The organism is Curtobacterium sp. AB7, from assembly GCF_044909335.1.
GTDB lineage: Bacteria > Actinomycetota > Actinomycetes > Actinomycetales > Microbacteriaceae > Curtobacterium.
On record NZ_JBIYED010000014.1, the window covers coordinates 26,250 to 44,798 of the forward strand.

Sequence of the window (18,549 nt, forward strand, 5' to 3'; positions counted from 1 at the left end):
GTCTCGCCTACTTTCCGCTCGTCACGCTCGTGCCGGTCGCTCGACGCACTGGCTTACCCTGCTTCGCCGCGCGGGCCTCGTAGTACTCCTGCGACGCTTTCGCTGCTGCTGCGTAGGGCCGCTTGGAGATGTGGTCGAGCTGCACCAGAACCGGCGGTGTCTGCGACGCCAACATGACCGCGCGGGCCTTCGGCATCGCGGTCAGCTCGGCCTTCGTGAAGATCGGTTCCTGGTGCAGCGTTCGGGTTGTCGACGATCCGCCAACTTGCGTGCTCCGTGACACGGAGACCGCGTCGTACGGGCCGATCGACGATGAGACGAACTCGAGGAAGTCCTCCGACAGACCGGACCCGACGACGCGGACGTTCGCTGCGGACCAGAGCTTGCCCATCCCGGTCTCACCGAACGCTTCCACGCCCTGCTGGCGGGACTGGAAGAACGCGGACATGATGATGCCGCGGGAGCCGTAGTGCGAGTACACGTCCGGCAGCTCACGCCATCGGCAGACGTTCGCGACCTCGTCGAGGACCGCCATGAGCGGTGTCGTCAGGCGTCCACCGACTTGCCGCGACCCGACCCGCTCGGCCGCCTCGAGCAGCGCCATGGTGAGGGCGCCGGTGATCGCTCGAGCGGATCCGCCACCTTCCTTGGAGATCAGGTACATGGTGTCTGTCGAGGTCACGAACGCTTCGGTGTCGAGGTGTGGGCGGTCGGTGCCGTTGTCGGTGATCCATGGGGCGACGCTGCGCATCCCGAGGACACCGATCCAGGGGCGCAGGGTGCCGTAGATGCCGTCGCGCTGTTTCGGTGTGAGGCCCTGCGTGCTGCCGAGTGCTTCGCCGAGGTGTGCTTCGTCGTGCTCGATGAGGAGCATGGCGGGGTCGTCCTGGTCGTCGGGGTTGTTCGCCCACTTGAATACGTCCGTGATCGGCCGTTCGTCGAGTGCTGCGGCGAGTAACAGGCGGGACAGGGTCTCTTTACCGGCGGACTCGAAGTAGGCGTCCTGCTTGGCGCCTGCGGACGTTGACGAGGTGATGAAGATGTCGGCCAGCTTCTCCGCGGTCTGGATGTCCCGTACGAACGTCAGTGGGTTCCACCACCACGAGGGTGCTTCGCCGATGATGTCCTGCACGTCGTGTACCCACACCACGCCGTTCTCGGACCGGGGGCCGCGGGTGATGTCGACGATGTCGCGCTTGTTGCTTGTCGCGATCACGGGCCCGCGGGTCTCGAGGATCTGCGGAACGCACACGCAGCTCGTCTTCCCGGCTCGGGGACCCATGAGCCAGATCTGCACCCACTCCCACGACGCGTAGAGCTTCTCCTTCGTGTTCACGTGCGTGCCGAGGGTGACGCCGATGCCGGCGCCGGTCGCGCGGAGCCGTTCACTGTCGGCGATCGCGGCCGCTTCGTAGAACTCGATCGTCTCGTCCCTGCCGGCCATGTACTGCGCCTTCCCGTCGACGCGGGTGCCCTGCTTGGCGAACCCGCGGAACATCCACACGCTGTAGCCGACGATGCCGGCGCCGGCGCCGAGCAGCAGCCCGGTGACGAGCACCTGCGGAACGGTGACGTCGAGATCTCCGCCGAGGTACCCGGTGAGTACCTGCGACGGTCCGTGGTTGGCCATCGCCTGCACGGACGGGTTGACCAGCGATCCCGCCCATGCGATCAGCCCCACGCCGACCGTGCCGCCGGCGACGCACGCCAATCCGATCGTGGGACCCAGGTCGTTGCCCGGCTGTGGGCGCCGGTTCGGCTGCCGGGTACTGACGCTCATGCTGCCGCTCCCGCCGTGTCGTAGCCGGCTGCGTCGTCGTCGGTCCAGTTGCGGTTGGTGTCGTTCGTGCCCATCTCCCTGGCGGTGAGGTGCAGCTTGAACGGGGTTCCCGGCCGCTTGCCGATCTTCAGCAGGAACTTGCCGCGGCCGGGCGGTTCCGCGGTGACGCCGTCGGGTCCGGTGTCGGAGCCCTCACCGGACCAGTCGGTGATCATGCCCCGCTCCCGCTTGGTCATGCTGAACACGGTGGCGAGGTTGCCCATCTCCCCTTCGGACAGGCCGCCGAGGAACACCATCGCGGACCGGCTGACGAACCCCCACGCGATTTTCGTCAGCTCGTCGGTCGACAAGCGGAGGTCGTCCATCGTGTGGGTGATCATCGCCTGCCCGATGCCCCGCTGCCGGTTCAGCCGGGTGAGGGAGTCGAGGTAGTAGACGATCGCGTTCGACGCGCGCAGCGCCAACCACAGCTCGTCCATGACGAGGAAGTAGTGCTGCGAGCGTCGCAGGCCCGCTTCGGAGAGGTGCTTCTGCGCAGACACGAGCGCGGACCCGTAGTTCCAGCACACCGACTGCACCGCGCCGAGGAGCTCCACTTCGGACTCCGGGATGGCGGACAGGTCGAACGAGAACGCCTGCCCCATGCTGACCCGCTCCGTGGTGGGGCGGGCGAACATGCCACCGAACGTGCCGGTACCGGTGAGGGTGCCGAGGGTGTCCAGCAGCGCTTCTGTGCGGTCCCGGTACCGTTCCTCGACGCCGCGGTCCTGCACGATCTCTGCGAGCCGTTCCGGCCGCGACCGGATGAGTGCGGCGACGTCGTCGATCAGCGGGGCGGTGTCGGTGAAGCGTTCGTCGAGCATCGTCAGCGCCGCCGCGATGACGTTCGACTCGTGGTTCTCCAACCGGCCGTTGCGGGCGATCGAGAGCAGCCCCATGAACGTCGTCATGCGGCGGCCGCGCATCTCCTCGAGCGCTTCCTCACGTCGCTTCACTGCCTGCGCGCGTTCGGTGGGGTCCTCGATGCCGTCACCGATCTGCCGGAGCTCGGTCATGATGTCGACGAAGTCGAGCGGGTTCACCGCCGACTGGCCACGGCCGAGCCGGAGCACCTGACCGGCGAGCTCTTTGATGAGGTCGGAGTACTCGCCCTTGGTGTCGGAGAGCACCATCGGCAGCACACCCCACGCCCGCAGCACCGTGATGATCCGCTTCGTCAGGGCGCTCTTGCCCAGGTGCGGCCGGCCGATGATGAAGCACGACGGGTTGTTGATCCGTTTGGTCAGGAACCAGGAGATTGGGTCAGCGCACACCGTGGAGCTGTTCAGCAGGTGACGGCCGAGCGGGACACCGACGATCGGTGCGCCGGCGCCGAGGGCGAACGGCCATAGCCCGCACACGTGCACGCTGGTGCCGAATCCTTCCGGCTGCGGTTCGATGTGGTTCACCCGGCCCGCACCGGGCACGATCCACCCCTTCGGACCAGGCGTCGACGACGTCGACGCCTGGTCCTTGGCTTCTCCGAGCACCCGGTCCCGCAGCGACTGCTTCTCCGAGGCGACACCGGTAACGCTCGCAGACACGCGGCGCACCTGCCGGTCCAGCCGTCGTGCTTCACGGCGCGTCAGCTGCATCGACGACGCCTGCACGTCTTCTCGCGTGGCTCGGAACCCGAGCGGGGTACGTGTAGTCATCAGATCCACTCCTGAATGAACTGGCCCAGCGGGGCGTGGGCCATCGGTACGACGCCCAGTGGGAGACCTGCCTGGAATGCGACGGCCTGGTTGCCCAGTGCTTCTCGCATCCGCAGTCGGCCGGCACGAGAGGTCAGCCCCGGAATGACCTTGTCGAGCCGGGCGAACTCGGCAGTGTTGGTGGTGGTCGCGGTCACGAGCAGCCCGAACAGGAGCAGGCCGGCGCCGTCCTGCAGTTCCTCCTCGCTCTGCCGGGCGGCACGGAGACGGCGACGCTGGGCAGCGGTGGACTTGGCGCTGTTGACCATCTCCGCGTTGCTGCCTTCCTTACCGACGGCGTCGACGGCGTCCTTGTCCCACACGGGCCGGTACAGCAGCGTCACCCGCTTTCGGAGCACACCCGACACCGGGCGCAGGACCGCGCCGAGCGAGCTCGAGCGGAACGTGCCCGTCGGGGGAACGTGCATCTCCCACGTCTTCGACACGGCACGGTCGTGGTAGTACCGGTCGATGTGTTCGCGCTGGAACACCGGGCCTGCGTCCGCCCACGTCAGCCCGGTGCCGCCGTCTGCGCGGGCTTGTTCGATCGCGGGTGCCACGATCGGGTCGTACGCGGCGCGGGCGTGGTCGACGATGTCCTGCGCGGTGCAGGCACGAACACCGCTGCCGGCGCCGGTGGACCCGAGGTCGACCATCAGGATCGGGAGACGTGCACCGATCTCCGCCGCCATCGCCTGCAGGCCCTGGTCGGAGCCTTCCTTGTCGAACCCGCGGCCGCTGAACGTGATCGCGATGCGCGTCGACACCATCGGCGTGTTCGCGCGGATCTCTTCCGGCAGCGACGTCGCGACGTCGCGGGCGTAGTCGGATGCGGTCTCATCGAGCTTGCCGTTGACCATCCGCTCGAGGCGTTGCCCGGTCTCCTCGGAGGTCTCGACGCTGACGGATGCACCGACGATGTCGCCGCTCTCACCCAGCGCCGCCAACCACGCACCCCAGTGCGCGACCATCGAGTCCACCCGTTCGGCGTCGACGAGGGCGTCACCGTCGGGGAACACCTCGAGCACCACGGTGTAGTGCTTCACCCCGCGGAGCCGGATCAGCCCGAACCGGTGCCCGTAGGTGTCGACGTGCTCGCTGAGCTCACTCGGCGCCAGCAGCCCCGGCAGCCGGGTCCGGCCGTCGGGTGCGCGGCCGGCGGGGCCCTGCACGAGGATGGTGTCGCCGCGGCGTTCGCGGCTGCGGAAGAACATGCGGATGACGCCTCTCTGGTAGATCGTGCGGTCGCTCTTGTCCTTGAACACCGACGCGATCACCACGGCGATCGCCATCAGGAACAGCACGCCGGCGGCGATGTACTGGGTGACGATCGTGGCGATCATCACCATGAACAGCAGGAACCCGGCGATGCCGAGCACCCCCAACGACAGGCCCCAGAACCCCTGCTTGCCGGGCGGGGTGATGTTGCCGTACGTCGGCGACTGGTAGGTCTGATCACTCATCGGTCTTCTCCTTCCACGGCGCTGTTCATCGCGCCTGCTGCCCCGCTGGCGCCCTGTGCCAGCGCGCCCAAATCGACGCCGCTCCCGCCGGAGGAGCCGTCCTTGCCGTCCCTGCCAGACGCCCCCGACGGGCCGGCGCCGCTCGACGTCGCAGGCGACCCGCTCGGCGTCGACGAACCGCTGGTGGACTGTCCACCAGCGGACGCGCTGCCGCCGGGCTGCTGACCCTGCCCGCTGCTGCCGCTGCTGCTGCTGTTGGCCGTCGTCGGCTGACTCCCCGACGCCGCAGAACCGCCACCGCTGCTGGAACCTCCAGCACTGCCGGCGGATCCCGCCGCGGCCGCGGGCGACGGCGTCGCACCGGCCGCCGCAGCAGCGGAACCAGCGGAACCAGCGGAGCCGGCTGCGCCTGCCGCGCTCGAGGCGGCACCACCGGCTGCTGCCGCGCCACCTGCGGCTGCGGAACCGCCGAGGGTGACGATCGCGGCACCGGTGGCCACGGCACCCGCGGCGATCGCACCGCCGGAGAACATGCCAGACACGCCCTGCCCGGCGACCGGGACGATCGCCTTGATGATCGCGGGAAGGGCCAGTCCTGCCATGCAGAGCGTCGCGACACCTTCCGTGGTCTGCATCAGCGCGGAGCCAGCCGTGTTCAGGTCCTTGATGGGCTCACCCTGCAGCGCGAGCAACCCGAACGCGTAGATGACCGCGGCGACGGGCTTGTACAGCAGGAACGCCCACAGCCACCCTTGCGCCTTCCGGTACGCCTGGTCGCCCATCTCGCTCTCGGACGCGGCGGCCAGCGAGGGCAGGAACACGAAGATCAGCGAGATGATCACGGCCCGCACGATCATCAGCACCAGGTTCGCGATCGACCCGATGAACCCGAACAGCGCCATCATCATGCCCGGCCCGATCCCGGGCAGCATGATCAGCTCCGTCGACAGCACCTGCGACAGGTCGAGGTCCTGCCCGGTGACCTTGTTCACGATCCACGGTGAGAAGTCATCGGTGGCCTTGATGAGTGTCGTCACCAACGCCGCCGACACTCCTTGCACGAGGACCAGGTGCACCACCATCTTCAGGCCCTTCCCGCCGGCGCGGATCTGCCGGGTGAAGCCGATCTTCCCGAGCGCAAACAGCAGCCCCACGACGGCGAACGCTGCGGTGAACCAGTGCAGGTTGTTGTGCAGCGTGTCGATGACGGTGTTGTCCTGGACCGTCGGGGACGGAGCGTTCAGCCAGAACGTGTTCATCACCTTGAGGAACTCCAGCCCGGCGTCCGCGAGGCTCTTCACGAACTGCGTGATCTGGTCCTCAGCGGCGTTCTGCAGCTTGCATCCGACCTGCCAGAAATGGCACTTGTCCGCCACTACAGATCACCTCCCCCGTCGTCCATCGACCACTCGGTGAACGCCTGCGGGTTGGTCACTTCCGCCACCGTGAGATCGCTCGTGCCGAAGTCGACCTTCCAGTTCTGCGCGCTGTCGTCCCACACCAGCGCCACCGTCCACGCCCCGACGGTGCTGCCCTGCTGCGCGGAGATCCGCACCGTCACGGCGTCATCGGCGGTGCCGGTGAACTGGAAGCCGGAGAACTGCGCGACGTCGCCGCCGGTCTGGGTGTGCAAGTCCGGATCCTCGCCCGCGATCCACGCGCTCCGGGCGGTGTTGTCGACGGCGGCTTCCTTCGCGAAGGCGGCGTACTGCTGCCCGGAGACCCCGTCGATGAAGTTCGCCGCGGCGAACAGCGCTCCGGTCGGCGAGTGCGCGAAGCAGCCCCACTTCGAGCCGTTCGCGACGGGCCCGTACGTCGTCGACGTCGGGACCAGCACGTACCCGTCCGGCACCCACTCCGCCTTGGGCCCTTCCGTCGGAATCGAGGTGTCCTTCACAGGCACGTTGCACGTGTCGCTAGCGGGTTCGCCGGTCCCGCCGGCGACGGGTGCGCTCGAGGGCGCACCGTCGCCGGCGGACGCCGAAGCTGTCGGCGTTGCCGGTGCCGTGTCCCGGGTCTGGCGTGGGAGGAACAGCGCGACGATGAGGCCGACGATGACGAGGAGCACGAACCCCGCGGCGATGAACCACCAGGGGGTGAACGGGCTGGAGTTGCCGCCCGCGGTGTCGGGAACGGTGTTGTCATCCTGCTGAGCCATGCCGGTCACCCAGCCAGGGCGCCGATGAGGCCGCCGACCGCTGCCGTGGATCCGGCGGCGATCATCGACACGATGATGCCCTGCAGGTGCTCCGGGGTCTCACCGCGGCGGCGCTGGTTACCGAGGTAGCCGAGGCCGAACAGCACACCAATGACGCACGCGCCGGCGACGCCCCACGCGATCCACCGGATGACGGTGCTGATCCCGTCGACGCCCGGGGGCTGCTCGCCCGAGGTGTCGAAGTTCGCGGCGAGGACGGTGAGTGTGTAGAGGACGTTCATGCGGATGCTCCTTCGGTGATGCGCTCCGCCTGGCGGCGGATGTCGCGGATGATGTCTCGGACCCGGCGTGGGAGCGAGGGCAGGGCCGGTGCGGCAAGCCGCCACGTCTCCTGCCAGGGCACATGCCACCCGTGGGGTGTCATGCGCAGCGCACGCCGTGCAGCGGTCTGCTGCGCGGTGGCGAGTTTCGGGGCGTCGTCGACGAGGACGACGCCGATCAGGTGGCCGCCCGGCAGGGCTTCGCTGGTCCACTGCCCGGCGAGGCGGGTTACCTCATCGAGGCCGGCGTAGTGGGTGCGGGCGACGGCGACGACCGGGATCGTCGGGGCTGGCCGCTGCCAACCGGCGAACACCGGCCACTGCGTGCCGGCGTCCAGCACCGTTCCGTCGCTGGCTTCGGTGAGAAGCCGCACCAGCGTCGACGTGCCGGCGCCCCCGTGCAGGCCGACGACGACCAGATCCGGCGCGGACGTGATCTCGACCGTGCGTCGCTCCGGGCCGTCGGCTGCGATCGGCACCTGCTCGCCGGTCGGGACTGCTGGGCCGCGCAGCGACAGGGCGTCGGCGTCGACGCCGAACAGCCCATCGGGTTCACCGCCGAGGACCTCGTCGACGGGAGCCACGGGCGTGGCCGTGGACTCCACGAAACGGTTCACCATCGCGCTACGCCACGTTCTCGGTCGATGCGCCGGCGTCGATGGTGCCCGGGTCGGCGAGGAGGTCGGGCAGGTCCTTCGCGGGCTGGTCGCGGTTGTCGATCCACCACCGGGCCCGATCGATCCGCGCGGCGGGCTCGAGCACGTCCGCCTGGAAGTCGGCGTCATCGAGGGTGCCGGTTTCGACGAGCTCCGCGTAGCCGTTCCGGATCATCCGGTGCCGGACCTGCAGCGCCCACGCTGCTTGCTTCTCAGTGCCGATCAGTGCCGGCGGCAGTCCGTCGCGTTCGGCAGCGTCGGTGGCTTCTGCGAGCTCCTTCGCGTCGCGGGCGGCCCGGTCGCCGGCGTCGCCGCCCTGCTGCTTCTTGAAGCAGCGGGAGCACACCAGGTGCTCGCCGTACCAGCGGGCACTGCGCGCCCGCTGGCCCGCGGGCTTGTCGGACAGGTCCCGGTTCTCCGTGTGTCCGCACGTGTACGTCACGGGCAGGTGTGTTGCTGCGCTCATCGTTCGTTCCTTTCGATTCGGTTCAGTCAGCGGGGCAGCCGGACGGTGGCGGACCAGTCGCACACCGTCAGCACGTCGCCGTCGGCGATGGCCGTGGCCACGCCGGGATGCAGGGCCACCCCGGCGCCACCCGGGCGGGTGAGCGTGGTGCCGTTGCCCGAGTGCAGGTCGGTGACCGTTGGCTGCGAACCGGCCCACTCGATCCGCAGGTGCGTCTTCGACAGCGACAACGTCACGTCGTCGAGCACCTGCAGCCCGGCGGTGTCCTCGGCCGTGGCGCGCACGGGCCGGCGGCCACAGATCGCAGTCCCCGTCACCGCGACGACGTCGCCGCCGGTGACCTCGAGCACGATCTGCTGCTGCGTCGCCGGCGTCCGCAGCACCGTCGACCACGCGTCATCGTCCCCACTGGTCTCGATGACCGGCGCGACGTCGTCAGCGGCGGGGGCGGCCTCGACGGGCTCGTCGCTGCCGAGCCACGGCTCAGCGGGCACGTACGGGGCGGCACCGTGCTCGCCCACGCGGACGGTGCCGTCCGGGTCGACCAGAACGCTCAGCTCACCCCACACCTCGACCGGCGCGTCCATTGCCGGGTCGACGACGCCGGCGAGGACCGGGTGGCCCAGCTGCCGTGCGTGCCCCAGGAGGGTCAGGATCGCGCTGTCACGTGCGCCGCCGGCTGTGGCCGCCTGGAGCGGCGTCTCGACGCCGCCGATCGTCACTGAGCCGCTGCCGGTGTCAGTGATGGTGACGCGGGGGTCAGGGAGGCTCATTCGGACGCTCCAATGCTCGGGGCCTTGTAGAGGTAGGTGGCGGCGACCTTCGGCGCGACCACGAACGCGCCATCGGCGTTCACGACCGCGGGCAGAACCGGTGTGCCGCTGGTCTTCCCGGTGCCCGTGACCGCTCCGGGGAACGGCTCCCCGGTCAGGGAGTCCTTGCCGGTGAGCGCGGCCGCGATGGGCGCGGACTGCGCCGTGCCGTACACCGCGGTGTCGCTGATCGCTTTGGGCGTGAAGTCGTCGGTAGTGGCGATGTGCGCCCGGTCGTCGTGCAGCTGCACGACGACGTCGCCGACGGCGACCGTGCGGCCGCTGACGGTGTGCAGCACGTCAGCTGAGGACGGCACCGCGGACGAGTCGACAGCGGCAGAGTCGATGACCTCGTCTCGCTGCAGGTCGATGACGCCGACGCGGTCGCTCCTTCCGGACCGGTCGGCTTTCCACACGGCCAGTAGGTGGGTGTTGTCGAGCCCGTAGACCTGGGCTGCGGCGCCCTTCGTCCCGGAAGGGTGTGGGAGCTGCTGCTTCGTCCGGGTGTTGTCGCGATCGATCCGCCACCAGGAGTCCCCATCGGAGGCGATCACCGCGGTGCTCGTCGCGAGCACCGGCTCGGCCCCCACGGGTACGTCGACCTGGTGCAGCTTGCCCTTCGCGGTGATCGTTGCCGCGGTCTGGTCGCCCAGGTCGATCAGCGGCGTCGACCCGTCGAACGTGACGTCGGACCCCGACGGCAGCGCGACCTCCTGTGCCTTCGCCGCCGCGCCTGCCGTCCCCTCGAGCACCCACGCGGTGATCGCGGTGCTGCTCGAGGTGGCGATGACCTTGGTGTCTCCGATCGTCGTCGGATACAGGCCCGCGGATCCGGACGGGGCACCCTTGCCGCGCCACACGGTGCGGCCCGAGCGCGTGTCGATGCCGAGAAGGTTCTTCTCATCGGGCCCGGTCACGACGACCTCGTGCGGTCCGGTGGCCACGGCCGTGCTGCGGTCGTCGACGAGCCTGGCCCACGCGGCCGACTGCCCGTACCCGTCGGGCACCGGCACCGGGATGTTCGCTCCCTGCCGCGGTGCCGACCATGCGGTGGCCACCGGTTCCGGCTGGTGGGTGAGCTTGAACGTGAGCGCGCCGGCGAGGGCGATCGCCACGACGGCGCCGCCCGCGATTGCAGCGGTCAGTGTCTTCCGGGTCAGCAGGGTCCGCTTCGCCGGCGTCTCAACCTCTTCGTCGACGGGGTAAGCGCGGCCCTCCGCGGTGATGATCAGCCGATGTTCGGTCCCAGCATCGGACTCGGCGTCCTCGTCCGGGGTGTCGATCGCGCGGACCCGCACCGCGGGAAGTCCGTCGTCCGCGGCGAGCTTCGCGACCGCTTCGACACCGGCGGCGTGCCAGTTCTCGCCCGGCTCCACACCGACGGCGCGGCCGTTGACGATGATGCGGTTCTCCTCGTCACGGTGCAGCGTGATGACGGGGAACGGGGGCACCGTGTCCGGGTCGAAGGTGTCGGGTGCTGTGCTGTGCTCGCTCATGCGTTCTTCACTCCGTAGAACTCCCAGTGCCATGCCTCGTGCGGCCCGACCCCGCCGGGTTCTGCCCACGCCGGATGCACCCATCCGTAGGTGCCGGCGTGCTCCTTCAACCAGGTGTAGGTGTCGTCGTTGTAGGAGATGGTGTTGTGCGCTGTCGTGCCGAAATCGACCGCGAGCGCCCAGCCGTGGTTGGACGTTCCGGGCGTCGCGGCGTTGCCGCCGTACTGCTGCTTCGCCTCTTCCTGGCGCGCGAAGCTGCGGTACGCGTCGTTGAGGGGCAGGTCGTAGCCGAACTCCTCCTTGAACGCGGCGCTCATCTTGATCAGCGACTGCGCCGCGTCCGCGCGCAGGTACATCGACCCGATCCAGGACTGGTCCTTCGTCCACGGGATGATCTGCAGCTGGTCCTGCGGGATCCTCCCGTTGTCGTACCCGCCCCACTTGCCCGGCTTCGTGCCGTTCGCGGCCGCGTAGCTGCCGGTGGCGTCCTTCACACACGCGGCGGTGCTCGAGGCGACCTCAACGCCGGCGAGAGCGTTGACGACCTTCGTCGCGGCCGCGACGTACTTCGTGTAGTAGTCGGGGTCAGAGTTGATCTGCACCTTGTTCGCGGCACGCGAGGGCGTCATCTGCTCCCATCCGGAGATGGTCTGCAGCTTCTTGAAGAAGTTCGTGGCGCTGGTCGTCGGGTCCATGCGGTCCTCGTAGGACCCCCACGCCCCGTTGGCGCGCTGCTGGAACAGGCCGCGACTGTCCGGTCCCGCGGCGTCGCCGTAGTCGAGCACCCGCAGGCCTGACTCCCCCATCGCGGTCATCACCCCGACCAGCTGCGCCTTACCGTCCAGGTGCAGTGCCGTCGCGGCGTTCATGATCGCGGCCGCGTTTGCCAGCTGCTCCTTGCCGTACCCCTCCACGGGCTTGTCGGGGATGGTCCCCTTCGCCACGGTCTGCGCGACACCGGTGCTGCTGGACACGGAGCAGTCCGAGTCGGCGCCGAGAAGCGTCACAACCCCCACTGGCAGAAGCAACACCAGCGCCAGACCGGCGGCAACAATCCCCCCGGCGCCGCCGCCCTGCCCGCTCACCGGGACACCACCATCCACTGGTCGCGGTTGAAGGCCCGCTCGACCCCATCAACCTCGAGCAGAAGGAACTCGGGGGTGGACCCGAGATACACGCCGACTCGCGTCTCGTACACCCATCCATCAGCCGTGTGCCGCCAACGGAGCAACGTCACCGAACGGCCGCGATTCAGGTGCGGCGCTGCGACGCCGCGCGGGTCGTGGCGGCGCTGACGCTCTGTTGCCATCGGCCCGCTCATCGCGACGTCTCACTCTCAGAGTCGCTTGTCGAGGTCCAGCCCTGTCGACGCAGCTCACGAACGATCTGCCGGACCCGCGTCGGGCTCAACCCGGCATAGAACGCCGTGTCATCCCCGCCGTGGATCACCGCTGCCTCGGCGATCGCCTCATCCCTGATCGCCCGTGCCCGGCGGTACGCACGAGTCGCCTCCGTCACCTGCTGAAGCTGGGGGCCCCTCAGGCGCTCGCGCGTCATCCCTGCCCCCACCAAGCACAAGGGCCGGCTCCCGCAACGTTCGGAGCAGCAAACTGCTTTCGCCGTCGGGAGCCCATGTGCTGAACCATCGCGATCCCCTCTCGGCGCTTGCTGCCCCATCTCGTCGCCCGCCCCTCCTCCGGGGGTAGAACCTCCGTCTCAGTATGCCCTATTTAGAGCCGTAGGGTTTACTGCACGCTCTGTTTGGGGCTTATAGAGTTTCTTTAGTACGCCAATAGGGTCATCGCGTGGGCAGACAGGGCAGCGGCGAACCGAACGAGTTCTCGAGGGCGTTCGTCGACGCGGTCGACGACCTCCGCATCCAGCGCGGTATCACGACGCCGGCCCTCATCGCGCAGGCTGGATTCAGCCGCGGCTACTACTACAAGCGCACCCGCGGCGAGACCTCGTTCAACACGAACGACGTGCAGACGATCGCGGAGGCGCTCGGTGTCTCAGTCGGCGAGCTTCTGGAACCGGCCATCACCGAGATGGAACGGCTGCACGCTCCTCGGGACGAACGCCTCGAACCCGCACTCCTCGGCTACCGGCTCCGGAAGCTTGTCGCCCTGCACGTCGCTCGCACCCCCACTCCCCCGCTCGACCGCGCGATTCGCGCAGCATTGGCGAAGCGCGGACGGCTTCTCGCCGGTGCCGACTGGGAACGCCTCCTCGCCGGCGAGCCGACGGATGTCACCAGCGATGACCTCCGCGCGATCGCGGACTTCTTCGATGTGCCGCCGGAGTACCTGCTGCGCATCGCACTCCCTGGTGTCGTCGATCTCGTCGACGCACGGCTGGAAGTGGAAATTGCCTTGGCAGAGACTGGTGTGGGGATCGCAGCTCGCTCGGTCAACGCAGCGTCCCCGGCTGAGCTCCTGGCGATCGCCGAGGCGATCCGCGCCGCGGCGCCGACCGAGCGGGGAGGTACTGAATGAAGAAGATCCGAACGCAACGACTCACCACCCAGCTTGCTGAGGACGCCATCGCCAAGCTGTCCCTGCCCGCCGGCCCGCTCACCTTTGAGGCTCTACGAACAGCGGTGGCGGCCTGGCTGGGTAAGCCGCTCATCATCGACCCGCTGAACTCGCTCCCTCCGCGTGACCATCCCGCGAGCGTGACGGGCTTGTACCTCGACACTGCAGACGCCGGACGGGTGTATTTCCACCCGGACGATCCCCGCCTCTACCAGCTGTTCGTGATCCTGCACGAGTTCATGCACATCGCCGCCGGACACGGAGGGTGCCACGTGCCCGTCGACGTGATGGAGCGAGGCTATGCCGGCGTGACCGCGGAGATCACCGCGGCGCGGGCACGCGTTCCGGTGCGGACCTCGCTCGAGGACGCTGACGCTGTCGACGTCGAAGAGCTCGTTGCGGAGCGCGGAGCGATGCTCCTGCTCGAACGCCTCCAAAAGTCCACCCTGTCTGCAAGCGAGGAAGCCTTCGCGTGATCCCAGCTGCGTTCTGGGCTGCCGTTGGACTCCTGCTGCTTCGCGTCAATGCGATCGGTAACGCAGCGCGACGTCCGGCGTTCCTCGCCGCAGCGCTGGCCGTCGTGGGCATCGCCACGGTGGGCGTCGTCTGGCCCGTCGAGCACATCGATACGCTCTTGGGTGACGTCAACGCGATCGACCTGATCCAGGTACTCGCAGCGACTGCAGCGTTCTGGTTCCTGCGAGACGCCACACGCGCTCACGCTGGCTCGGAAGCCCGATCGCGCCTGCCCATCCTGATCGCCGTGCTCGTCGCGGAGACGGTCACCTTTATCGCGATCCCCGATCACAACGGGGAACCGACGACCTACATCCACGAGCACCTGCAGTACCCGGCCACGTGGGTGCATATCGTCATCTACATGGTTGCGATGGGCTGGTTCGCCGCCGACTCCATCGGCGTGCTCCTGCCCCAGCCCCGAGGCGTGAACATCCTGTTCATCATCGGCTTTGCGCTTGTGGTGCTCGCGATCATCGCCGAGCTCGTCGACGTCACCAGAGTGTTCATCGACGGACAACAAACCCCCTTCTCGCGGGCGATGCTCGTCGTGTTCAACAGCCTCTTCTACCCCGGCATCGTCGCCATTGGTGTCGCACACGGATGGCGGACCCTGCGCCGGCTCATCACTGTCCTCGGGTGGCGGCTGATCTCGCTCCGCCTGCTCGTCATGTCAGCCCGCGACCAGAGCGCCGGCAGGCTGTCGTTGCGCCTCCGGGGCAACGCTGAGGTTGTCGCAGCGCAGCGGTACATCGAGCTCCGCGACAAGATCGTCGCTGGCCGCCTTGAGGTCACAGAACAAGAGCAGCGCTACTTACAACGAGTGGACGAACGGCTCGCGAAGGGAGTTACCGCATGGGCGTTATCGGTGTAGCAGCAGGGGCAGCCACCCTGACGGCCATCGCGGCCGCGACCACCGCAGGCGTGGTGGTCGCGAAGAAGGCAATTCACCCGCGCCCGAAGCGAACCGTCACCGTCGTCGACGTCGACGTCGACAGCATCACTGTCCCCTCGGATGACCAGACACGGTGCCCAGGTGAGTACCGCGTCTACTTCCACGACGGCCAGCACAGCATCCTCGTCGGGGATGTGCTCGATGACGACGGCCGTCACGTCCGCCGGACGATCTTGGGCGAACCCGCGACCGTCCCCACAGCGGACGACAAGCTTGTCTGGAGCGGATACCTCCTTGACACACCAGCATCCGTGTCAGCCTCCTTCGAAGAGGTCGCGATTGCCGCAGACGGTGACACCCGGAAGGCTTGGTACTTCCCTGTCGAAGGCGCCACCACCTGGGCCATCCACGTGCACGGGATCCACTCGGGCCGGCAAGCCATCCTCCGCGCCGTACCCGACACCCTCTCTGCCGGGATGAGTTCCCTCGTCATCGGATACCGCGGCGACGTCGAAGACGGCCGTGGCCTGCCAGCGACCTTCGGCACAGACGAGTGGCACGACCTGGACGCAGCGATGCGCTACGCCGTCGACCACGGAGCACAGCACCTGGTGCTTGTCGGATGGTCGATGGGCGCGACGATCGCTCTACACGCGGCTGCGCGCTCCACCCTCCGCAACCGGATCGACGCCATGATCCTGGTCTGCCCAGCGCTCGACTGGTTCGCGGCCCTGCGCGCCGGCGCATCCAAGGCAGGATTCCCGGGGTTCCTCGGGTCCCTAGGTGCCCTCACGCTTACGATCCCGGGTCTCGCTCGCTTCGCCGGCCTCCGGAAGGCCATCCCCGTGCGCTGGATGCGTCCGACCCCGCCAGCTGGACTGCCGATCCTCCTCGTTCACAGCTCTGGAGACCGCGACGTCCCCCTCGAAGTGTCCAAGCGCTTCGCCGCTTCACCCGGTGCGTTGGCCACCCTCGTGGAGATCGCGCCTTGCCCGCACGGCATGGAGCTCAACCGCGAGCCCGAGCTGTTCCACCGCTCGATTGCGCGCTTTTTTTCCTCAACTTCGGCCCTATCCGGGGCTGCTGGGGTGCACGAATAGGGTACTTTGCTAGTACCTAGCGCTTTGGTCGGGCGGCGACATCGAGCACCACGGAGCCGCCCTCGCCATTCGCTCGAGTTGCCTACCCGCAAGGAGAAGGAGCGTCCATGCAGTCCTACGACACGCCGCCCCAGAAGACCGCGCGCATGCATGTTCCCGCCAAGGTGTCACTATGAGCGACTTTGGACGACGCGCTAGCCGAGCGCAGAACGCCCCGACGGTTCTTCTGCAGGGCCGTGTGCTTCCTGAGACCCGCCAGGCGTTCAAGGATGCCGCCGAAGAGAGCGGTGTCTCAGTCGCCTACTACCTCGACGCGCTAGCGCGGTCGCTTGTCGCCGAGAACGGCGCGATGCCGCTCGTCGAGGACCCGCGCCGACTCAACCGAGTGGAGTTGCCTATCCCGGCTGCTTAACGACAAAACCCCCGCCAGAGGCGGGGGTCCGGGGCTAGGCCCCAAGTCATGTTTCTCACTACCTGCTACGTCGCCAAACAGATCAGGTCGTGAGCTTCCGAGAGAAGAAGCCCGGTTGGAGCCGGGAGCCTTCGTCGTACCGCCACCCCGAGAGGAGGAGGTGTCGCCATCGTAACGCACGTTGCTGCGCCCGGTACAGATCAATCTGCCCGCGTGTCCTCTCCGGATAGCGCCTGGGCGTTGACGCGCTCAATTGCGCCTCGTCGGTACGTGAACCGCATGATTGCGGAGGCGGACGGGACAATCCGGTCGAACAGCTACCCGTCGAAGTTCCCGACTGCGGGGCACACTCCCCCGTCGACGCCGTGGACGATCGACCTCACCGACCTTGACGGACGGTTCTGGTTCGCCGCGTTCGACCTCGACGCGAAGACCCCGGAGGACTTCGACCAGGCGGCCGAGGACCTCGGCGTGCTGGTCCGGATCCTCCGCGACGCGGAGGCACCGCACGTGGTGTGCCGCTCGAGCCCCACAGGCGGGTTCCATGTGTGGGTGCCCCTTGCCGGCGTCGACAAGGCCACGATGGTGCAGCTCGCCGGCGCCGCCCGCGCCGTGCTGCCGTCGCTGGACCACGGGCTGCTCTGCAATGACCGCACGGGCGCCGTCCGCCCGCCCCTGACCCCGCACGCACGCGGTGGCGCGTCCGAGGTAATGGCCGGGGCCGACGACGTCGACGTGCTCCGCACCCCGACCGTCACCGCCGGCGACCTCCTCCGCGTCACGGCCGCGTTCCGTGCGCTGCGCCCCGCCGTGGATCCCGCAGACTCCTTCCCCACCGGCCCCGTCGACGCCCGGCACCACGCACACCGTGCCCTGCCGCCGTGGGGTGAGGCGCACATGGGAACCGTTGCCGGCGGTCGCGACCCGTCGCGTACCGGGTACCTGTGCCTGCTCGCGGCCGCGGTGTCCGGGTGGACCCTCGCCGACGTCGAGCAGGCCGCGAAGACCGCACCCGGCATGGAGCACTACCGGAGCCGCAACCGTCCCGCCGGTGGCCGTGAGCCCCGCACGGCGGCGGAGGCGGCTGCACGCCTCGAGCGGCAGTGGGCGAAGGCGCAGGAGCGGGCGGTGCTGTACCGGTACGCGCCCGAGGAACGGCAACAACGCGACCTCACCCAGCTGACCGGGATCGTCGACGTCGTCGAGGCCATGCTGCAGGCGTTCACCGCCTCCCCCGGCCGCTGGACCCGCACCGAGGCGGACCTGCACGACAGCACCGTCCTGACCTACCTTGCCTGGCTGTCCCTGCGCTCCGGCTCCCGCGACGTCGGCGCCGCTCTCCGGTCCGTGGCGGTCGCCACCGGGATCCCCTCGAGCACCGTCGACCGCTCATTCCGCCGCCTCCACGTCGCCGGATGGATCACCCGGCGACGCCAGGCAGACGGCCCCAACGCGGCTGTCTGGCGGCTCACGGACCGGTTTTCCACACCTGCGGTACACGTCGGGCCACTTCACGATGTGACCGCCCGCCCCCCGGCCGAGCTCTTCGACGTGAGAGTCACCCTCCTGGATGCTCTAGAAGACCGACTTGACGCCGGACGTCACGACGTCTTCACCCGCGCAGGGCTTGGTCCCACAGCCCGCCGCGTCTACGAGAGCCTGACCACCGACGAGCACGCGCCCGAGGTCGTCGCTGACCGTGCAGGACTCCCCCGCGGCCGCGCACGAGCTGCTTTTGCACGCATGCGTCGCTGGACTCTCGCGATCGCGACACCTACCGGGTGGCGCCGGCGACTCCAGGATTTCCGGACACACGTGGCGAAGCAGCTCGGGGTCGACGGGATCTTGCAGCGACGGGAACAGCAGTACGTCGACGAGCGCGACCTCTGGGGCTGGTGGCAGAACCACCTCATCCGCAAGGCGGGCCGACGTGGCCGCGACCGCACCCCCACCACGCAGGTCGTCATGTTCCGATCCGTCGATGACCACGGCGGCCCCGAGGCATACCCGGCATACCCATGCTCGAGCGACGGCCAAGCCAACCACCAAGAGGCCATGCGGTTCGTCCAACGTGGTCTCCTGCAGCAGCTCCGCGACCTTGAGTTGGCTGCATGATCGCATGCATGCATGCATGCATGCAATCTTTCGTTCATGCATGAATGCAAGCATGCAATATTGCTTGACAGACAGCTTGCATGCTGACATGAT

General features: G+C 68.5%; 17 protein-coding genes. 5 read left to right on the plus strand and 12 right to left on the minus strand.

Features of this window, described 5'->3' with window-relative positions; genetic code table 11:
• Positions 1 to 7 precede the first annotated feature (7 nt).
• From ABH929_RS17940 to ABH929_RS17995, 12 genes are all read right to left on the minus strand, one after another.
• On the minus strand, positions 8 to 1,780 hold the full coding sequence (locus ABH929_RS17940; RefSeq protein WP_404562200.1) for a type IV secretory system conjugative DNA transfer family protein: 1,773 nt from the start codon (positions 1,778 to 1,780) through the stop codon (positions 8 to 10).
• Complete coding sequence (locus ABH929_RS17945) at positions 1,777 to 3,474, minus strand: hypothetical protein (protein WP_404562202.1); 1,698 nt, start codon at positions 3,472 to 3,474, stop codon at positions 1,777 to 1,779. The genes ABH929_RS17940 and ABH929_RS17945 overlap by 4 nt, the downstream gene beginning before the upstream one ends.
• A complete protein-coding gene (locus ABH929_RS17950; RefSeq protein WP_404562203.1) occupies positions 3,474 to 4,976 on the minus strand; it encodes an SCO6880 family protein in 1,503 nt (500 codons plus the stop codon). The genes ABH929_RS17945 and ABH929_RS17950 overlap by 1 nt, the downstream gene beginning before the upstream one ends.
• Positions 4,973 to 6,352 (minus strand): hypothetical protein, encoded by a 1,380-nt coding sequence (locus ABH929_RS17955; protein WP_404562205.1) that lies wholly within the window; start codon positions 6,350 to 6,352, stop codon positions 4,973 to 4,975. Before ABH929_RS17955 ends, ABH929_RS17950 begins: the two co-directional genes overlap by 4 nt.
• Positions 6,352 to 7,134, minus strand: a complete 783-nt coding sequence (locus tag ABH929_RS17960) for a hypothetical protein (protein WP_404562206.1) — start codon at positions 7,132 to 7,134, stop codon at positions 6,352 to 6,354. Before ABH929_RS17960 ends, ABH929_RS17955 begins: the two co-directional genes overlap by 1 nt.
• A 5-nt stretch (positions 7,135 to 7,139) precedes the next feature.
• Entirely contained in the window at positions 7,140 to 7,415 is a 276-nt protein-coding gene (locus ABH929_RS17965) for a hypothetical protein (protein WP_111085088.1), read from the minus strand.
• The gene (locus ABH929_RS17970; protein WP_404562207.1) at positions 7,412 to 8,074 is read right to left on the minus strand and encodes a DUF6668 family protein; all 663 of its coding nucleotides are present in this window, start codon (positions 8,072 to 8,074) and stop codon (positions 7,412 to 7,414) included. The genes ABH929_RS17965 and ABH929_RS17970 overlap by 4 nt, the downstream gene beginning before the upstream one ends.
• A 4-nt stretch (positions 8,075 to 8,078) precedes the next feature.
• Complete coding sequence (locus ABH929_RS17975; RefSeq protein ID WP_404562208.1) at positions 8,079 to 8,576, minus strand: hypothetical protein; 498 nt, start codon at positions 8,574 to 8,576, stop codon at positions 8,079 to 8,081.
• 26 nt (positions 8,577 to 8,602) lie between these two features.
• Positions 8,603 to 9,349 (minus strand): FHA domain-containing protein, encoded by a 747-nt coding sequence (locus ABH929_RS17980; RefSeq protein ID WP_404562209.1) that lies wholly within the window; start codon positions 9,347 to 9,349, stop codon positions 8,603 to 8,605.
• The gene (locus ABH929_RS17985; RefSeq protein ID WP_404562211.1) at positions 9,346 to 10,884 is read right to left on the minus strand and encodes a hypothetical protein; all 1,539 of its coding nucleotides are present in this window, start codon (positions 10,882 to 10,884) and stop codon (positions 9,346 to 9,348) included. Before ABH929_RS17985 ends, ABH929_RS17980 begins: the two co-directional genes overlap by 4 nt.
• Positions 10,881 to 11,858 (minus strand): M15 family metallopeptidase, encoded by a 978-nt coding sequence (locus ABH929_RS17990; protein ID WP_404562212.1) that lies wholly within the window; start codon positions 11,856 to 11,858, stop codon positions 10,881 to 10,883. The genes ABH929_RS17985 and ABH929_RS17990 overlap by 4 nt, the downstream gene beginning before the upstream one ends.
• 107 nt (positions 11,859 to 11,965) lie before the next feature.
• Positions 11,966 to 12,193, minus strand: a complete 228-nt coding sequence (locus ABH929_RS17995) for a hypothetical protein (protein ID WP_404562213.1) — start codon at positions 12,191 to 12,193, stop codon at positions 11,966 to 11,968.
• A gap of 496 nt (positions 12,194 to 12,689) precedes the next feature.
• Between ABH929_RS17995 and ABH929_RS18000 the strand changes: the two genes are divergently transcribed.
• The 5 genes from ABH929_RS18000 (at position 12,690) to ABH929_RS18020 (ending at position 18,456) form a co-directional block, all read left to right on the plus strand.
• Positions 12,690 to 13,379, plus strand: coding sequence for a helix-turn-helix domain-containing protein (locus ABH929_RS18000; protein WP_404562214.1), 690 nt, complete (start codon positions 12,690 to 12,692; stop codon positions 13,377 to 13,379).
• The gene (locus tag ABH929_RS18005) at positions 13,376 to 13,894 is read left to right on the plus strand and encodes a hypothetical protein (protein WP_404562215.1); all 519 of its coding nucleotides are present in this window, start codon (positions 13,376 to 13,378) and stop codon (positions 13,892 to 13,894) included. Before ABH929_RS18000 ends, ABH929_RS18005 begins: the two co-directional genes overlap by 4 nt.
• Complete coding sequence (locus ABH929_RS18010) at positions 13,891 to 14,808, plus strand: hypothetical protein (protein WP_404562216.1); 918 nt, start codon at positions 13,891 to 13,893, stop codon at positions 14,806 to 14,808. Before ABH929_RS18005 ends, ABH929_RS18010 begins: the two co-directional genes overlap by 4 nt.
• Positions 14,790 to 15,929 (plus strand): alpha/beta hydrolase family protein, encoded by a 1,140-nt coding sequence (locus tag ABH929_RS18015; protein ID WP_404562217.1) that lies wholly within the window; start codon positions 14,790 to 14,792, stop codon positions 15,927 to 15,929. Before ABH929_RS18010 ends, ABH929_RS18015 begins: the two co-directional genes overlap by 19 nt.
• 691 nt (positions 15,930 to 16,620) lie before the next feature.
• Positions 16,621 to 18,456, plus strand: coding sequence for a hypothetical protein (locus ABH929_RS18020; protein WP_404562218.1), 1,836 nt, complete (start codon positions 16,621 to 16,623; stop codon positions 18,454 to 18,456).
• Positions 18,457 to 18,549 lie beyond the last annotated feature (93 nt).

Coding starts and splice junctions, on each gene's coding strand:
- ABH929_RS17940 (WP_404562200.1), bottom strand. CDS start 1,780: ATGAGCGTCAGTACCCGGCAGCCGAACCGGCGCCCACAGCCGGGCAAC.
- ABH929_RS17945 (WP_404562202.1), bottom strand. CDS start 3,474: ATGACTACACGTACCCCGCTCGGGTTCCGAGCCACGCGAGAAGACGTG.
- ABH929_RS17950 (WP_404562203.1), bottom strand. CDS start 4,976: ATGAGTGATCAGACCTACCAGTCGCCGACGTACGGCAACATCACCCCG.
- ABH929_RS17960 (WP_404562206.1), bottom strand. CDS start 7,134: ATGGCTCAGCAGGATGACAACACCGTTCCCGACACCGCGGGCGGCAAC.
- ABH929_RS17965 (WP_111085088.1), bottom strand. CDS start 7,415: ATGAACGTCCTCTACACACTCACCGTCCTCGCCGCGAACTTCGACACC.
- ABH929_RS17970 (WP_404562207.1), bottom strand. CDS start 8,074: ATGGTGAACCGTTTCGTGGAGTCCACGGCCACGCCCGTGGCTCCCGTC.
- ABH929_RS17975 (WP_404562208.1), bottom strand. CDS start 8,576: ATGAGCGCAGCAACACACCTGCCCGTGACGTACACGTGCGGACACACG.
- ABH929_RS17980 (WP_404562209.1), bottom strand. CDS start 9,349: ATGAGCCTCCCTGACCCCCGCGTCACCATCACTGACACCGGCAGCGGC.
- ABH929_RS17985 (WP_404562211.1), bottom strand. CDS start 10,884: ATGAGCGAGCACAGCACAGCACCCGACACCTTCGACCCGGACACGGTG.
- ABH929_RS17995 (WP_404562213.1), bottom strand. CDS start 12,193: ATGGCAACAGAGCGTCAGCGCCGCCACGACCCGCGCGGCGTCGCAGCG.
- ABH929_RS18005 (WP_404562215.1), top strand. CDS start 13,376: ATGAAGAAGATCCGAACGCAACGACTCACCACCCAGCTTGCTGAGGAC.
- ABH929_RS18015 (WP_404562217.1), top strand. CDS start 14,790: ATGGGCGTTATCGGTGTAGCAGCAGGGGCAGCCACCCTGACGGCCATC.
- ABH929_RS18020 (WP_404562218.1), top strand. CDS start 16,621: ATGATTGCGGAGGCGGACGGGACAATCCGGTCGAACAGCTACCCGTCG.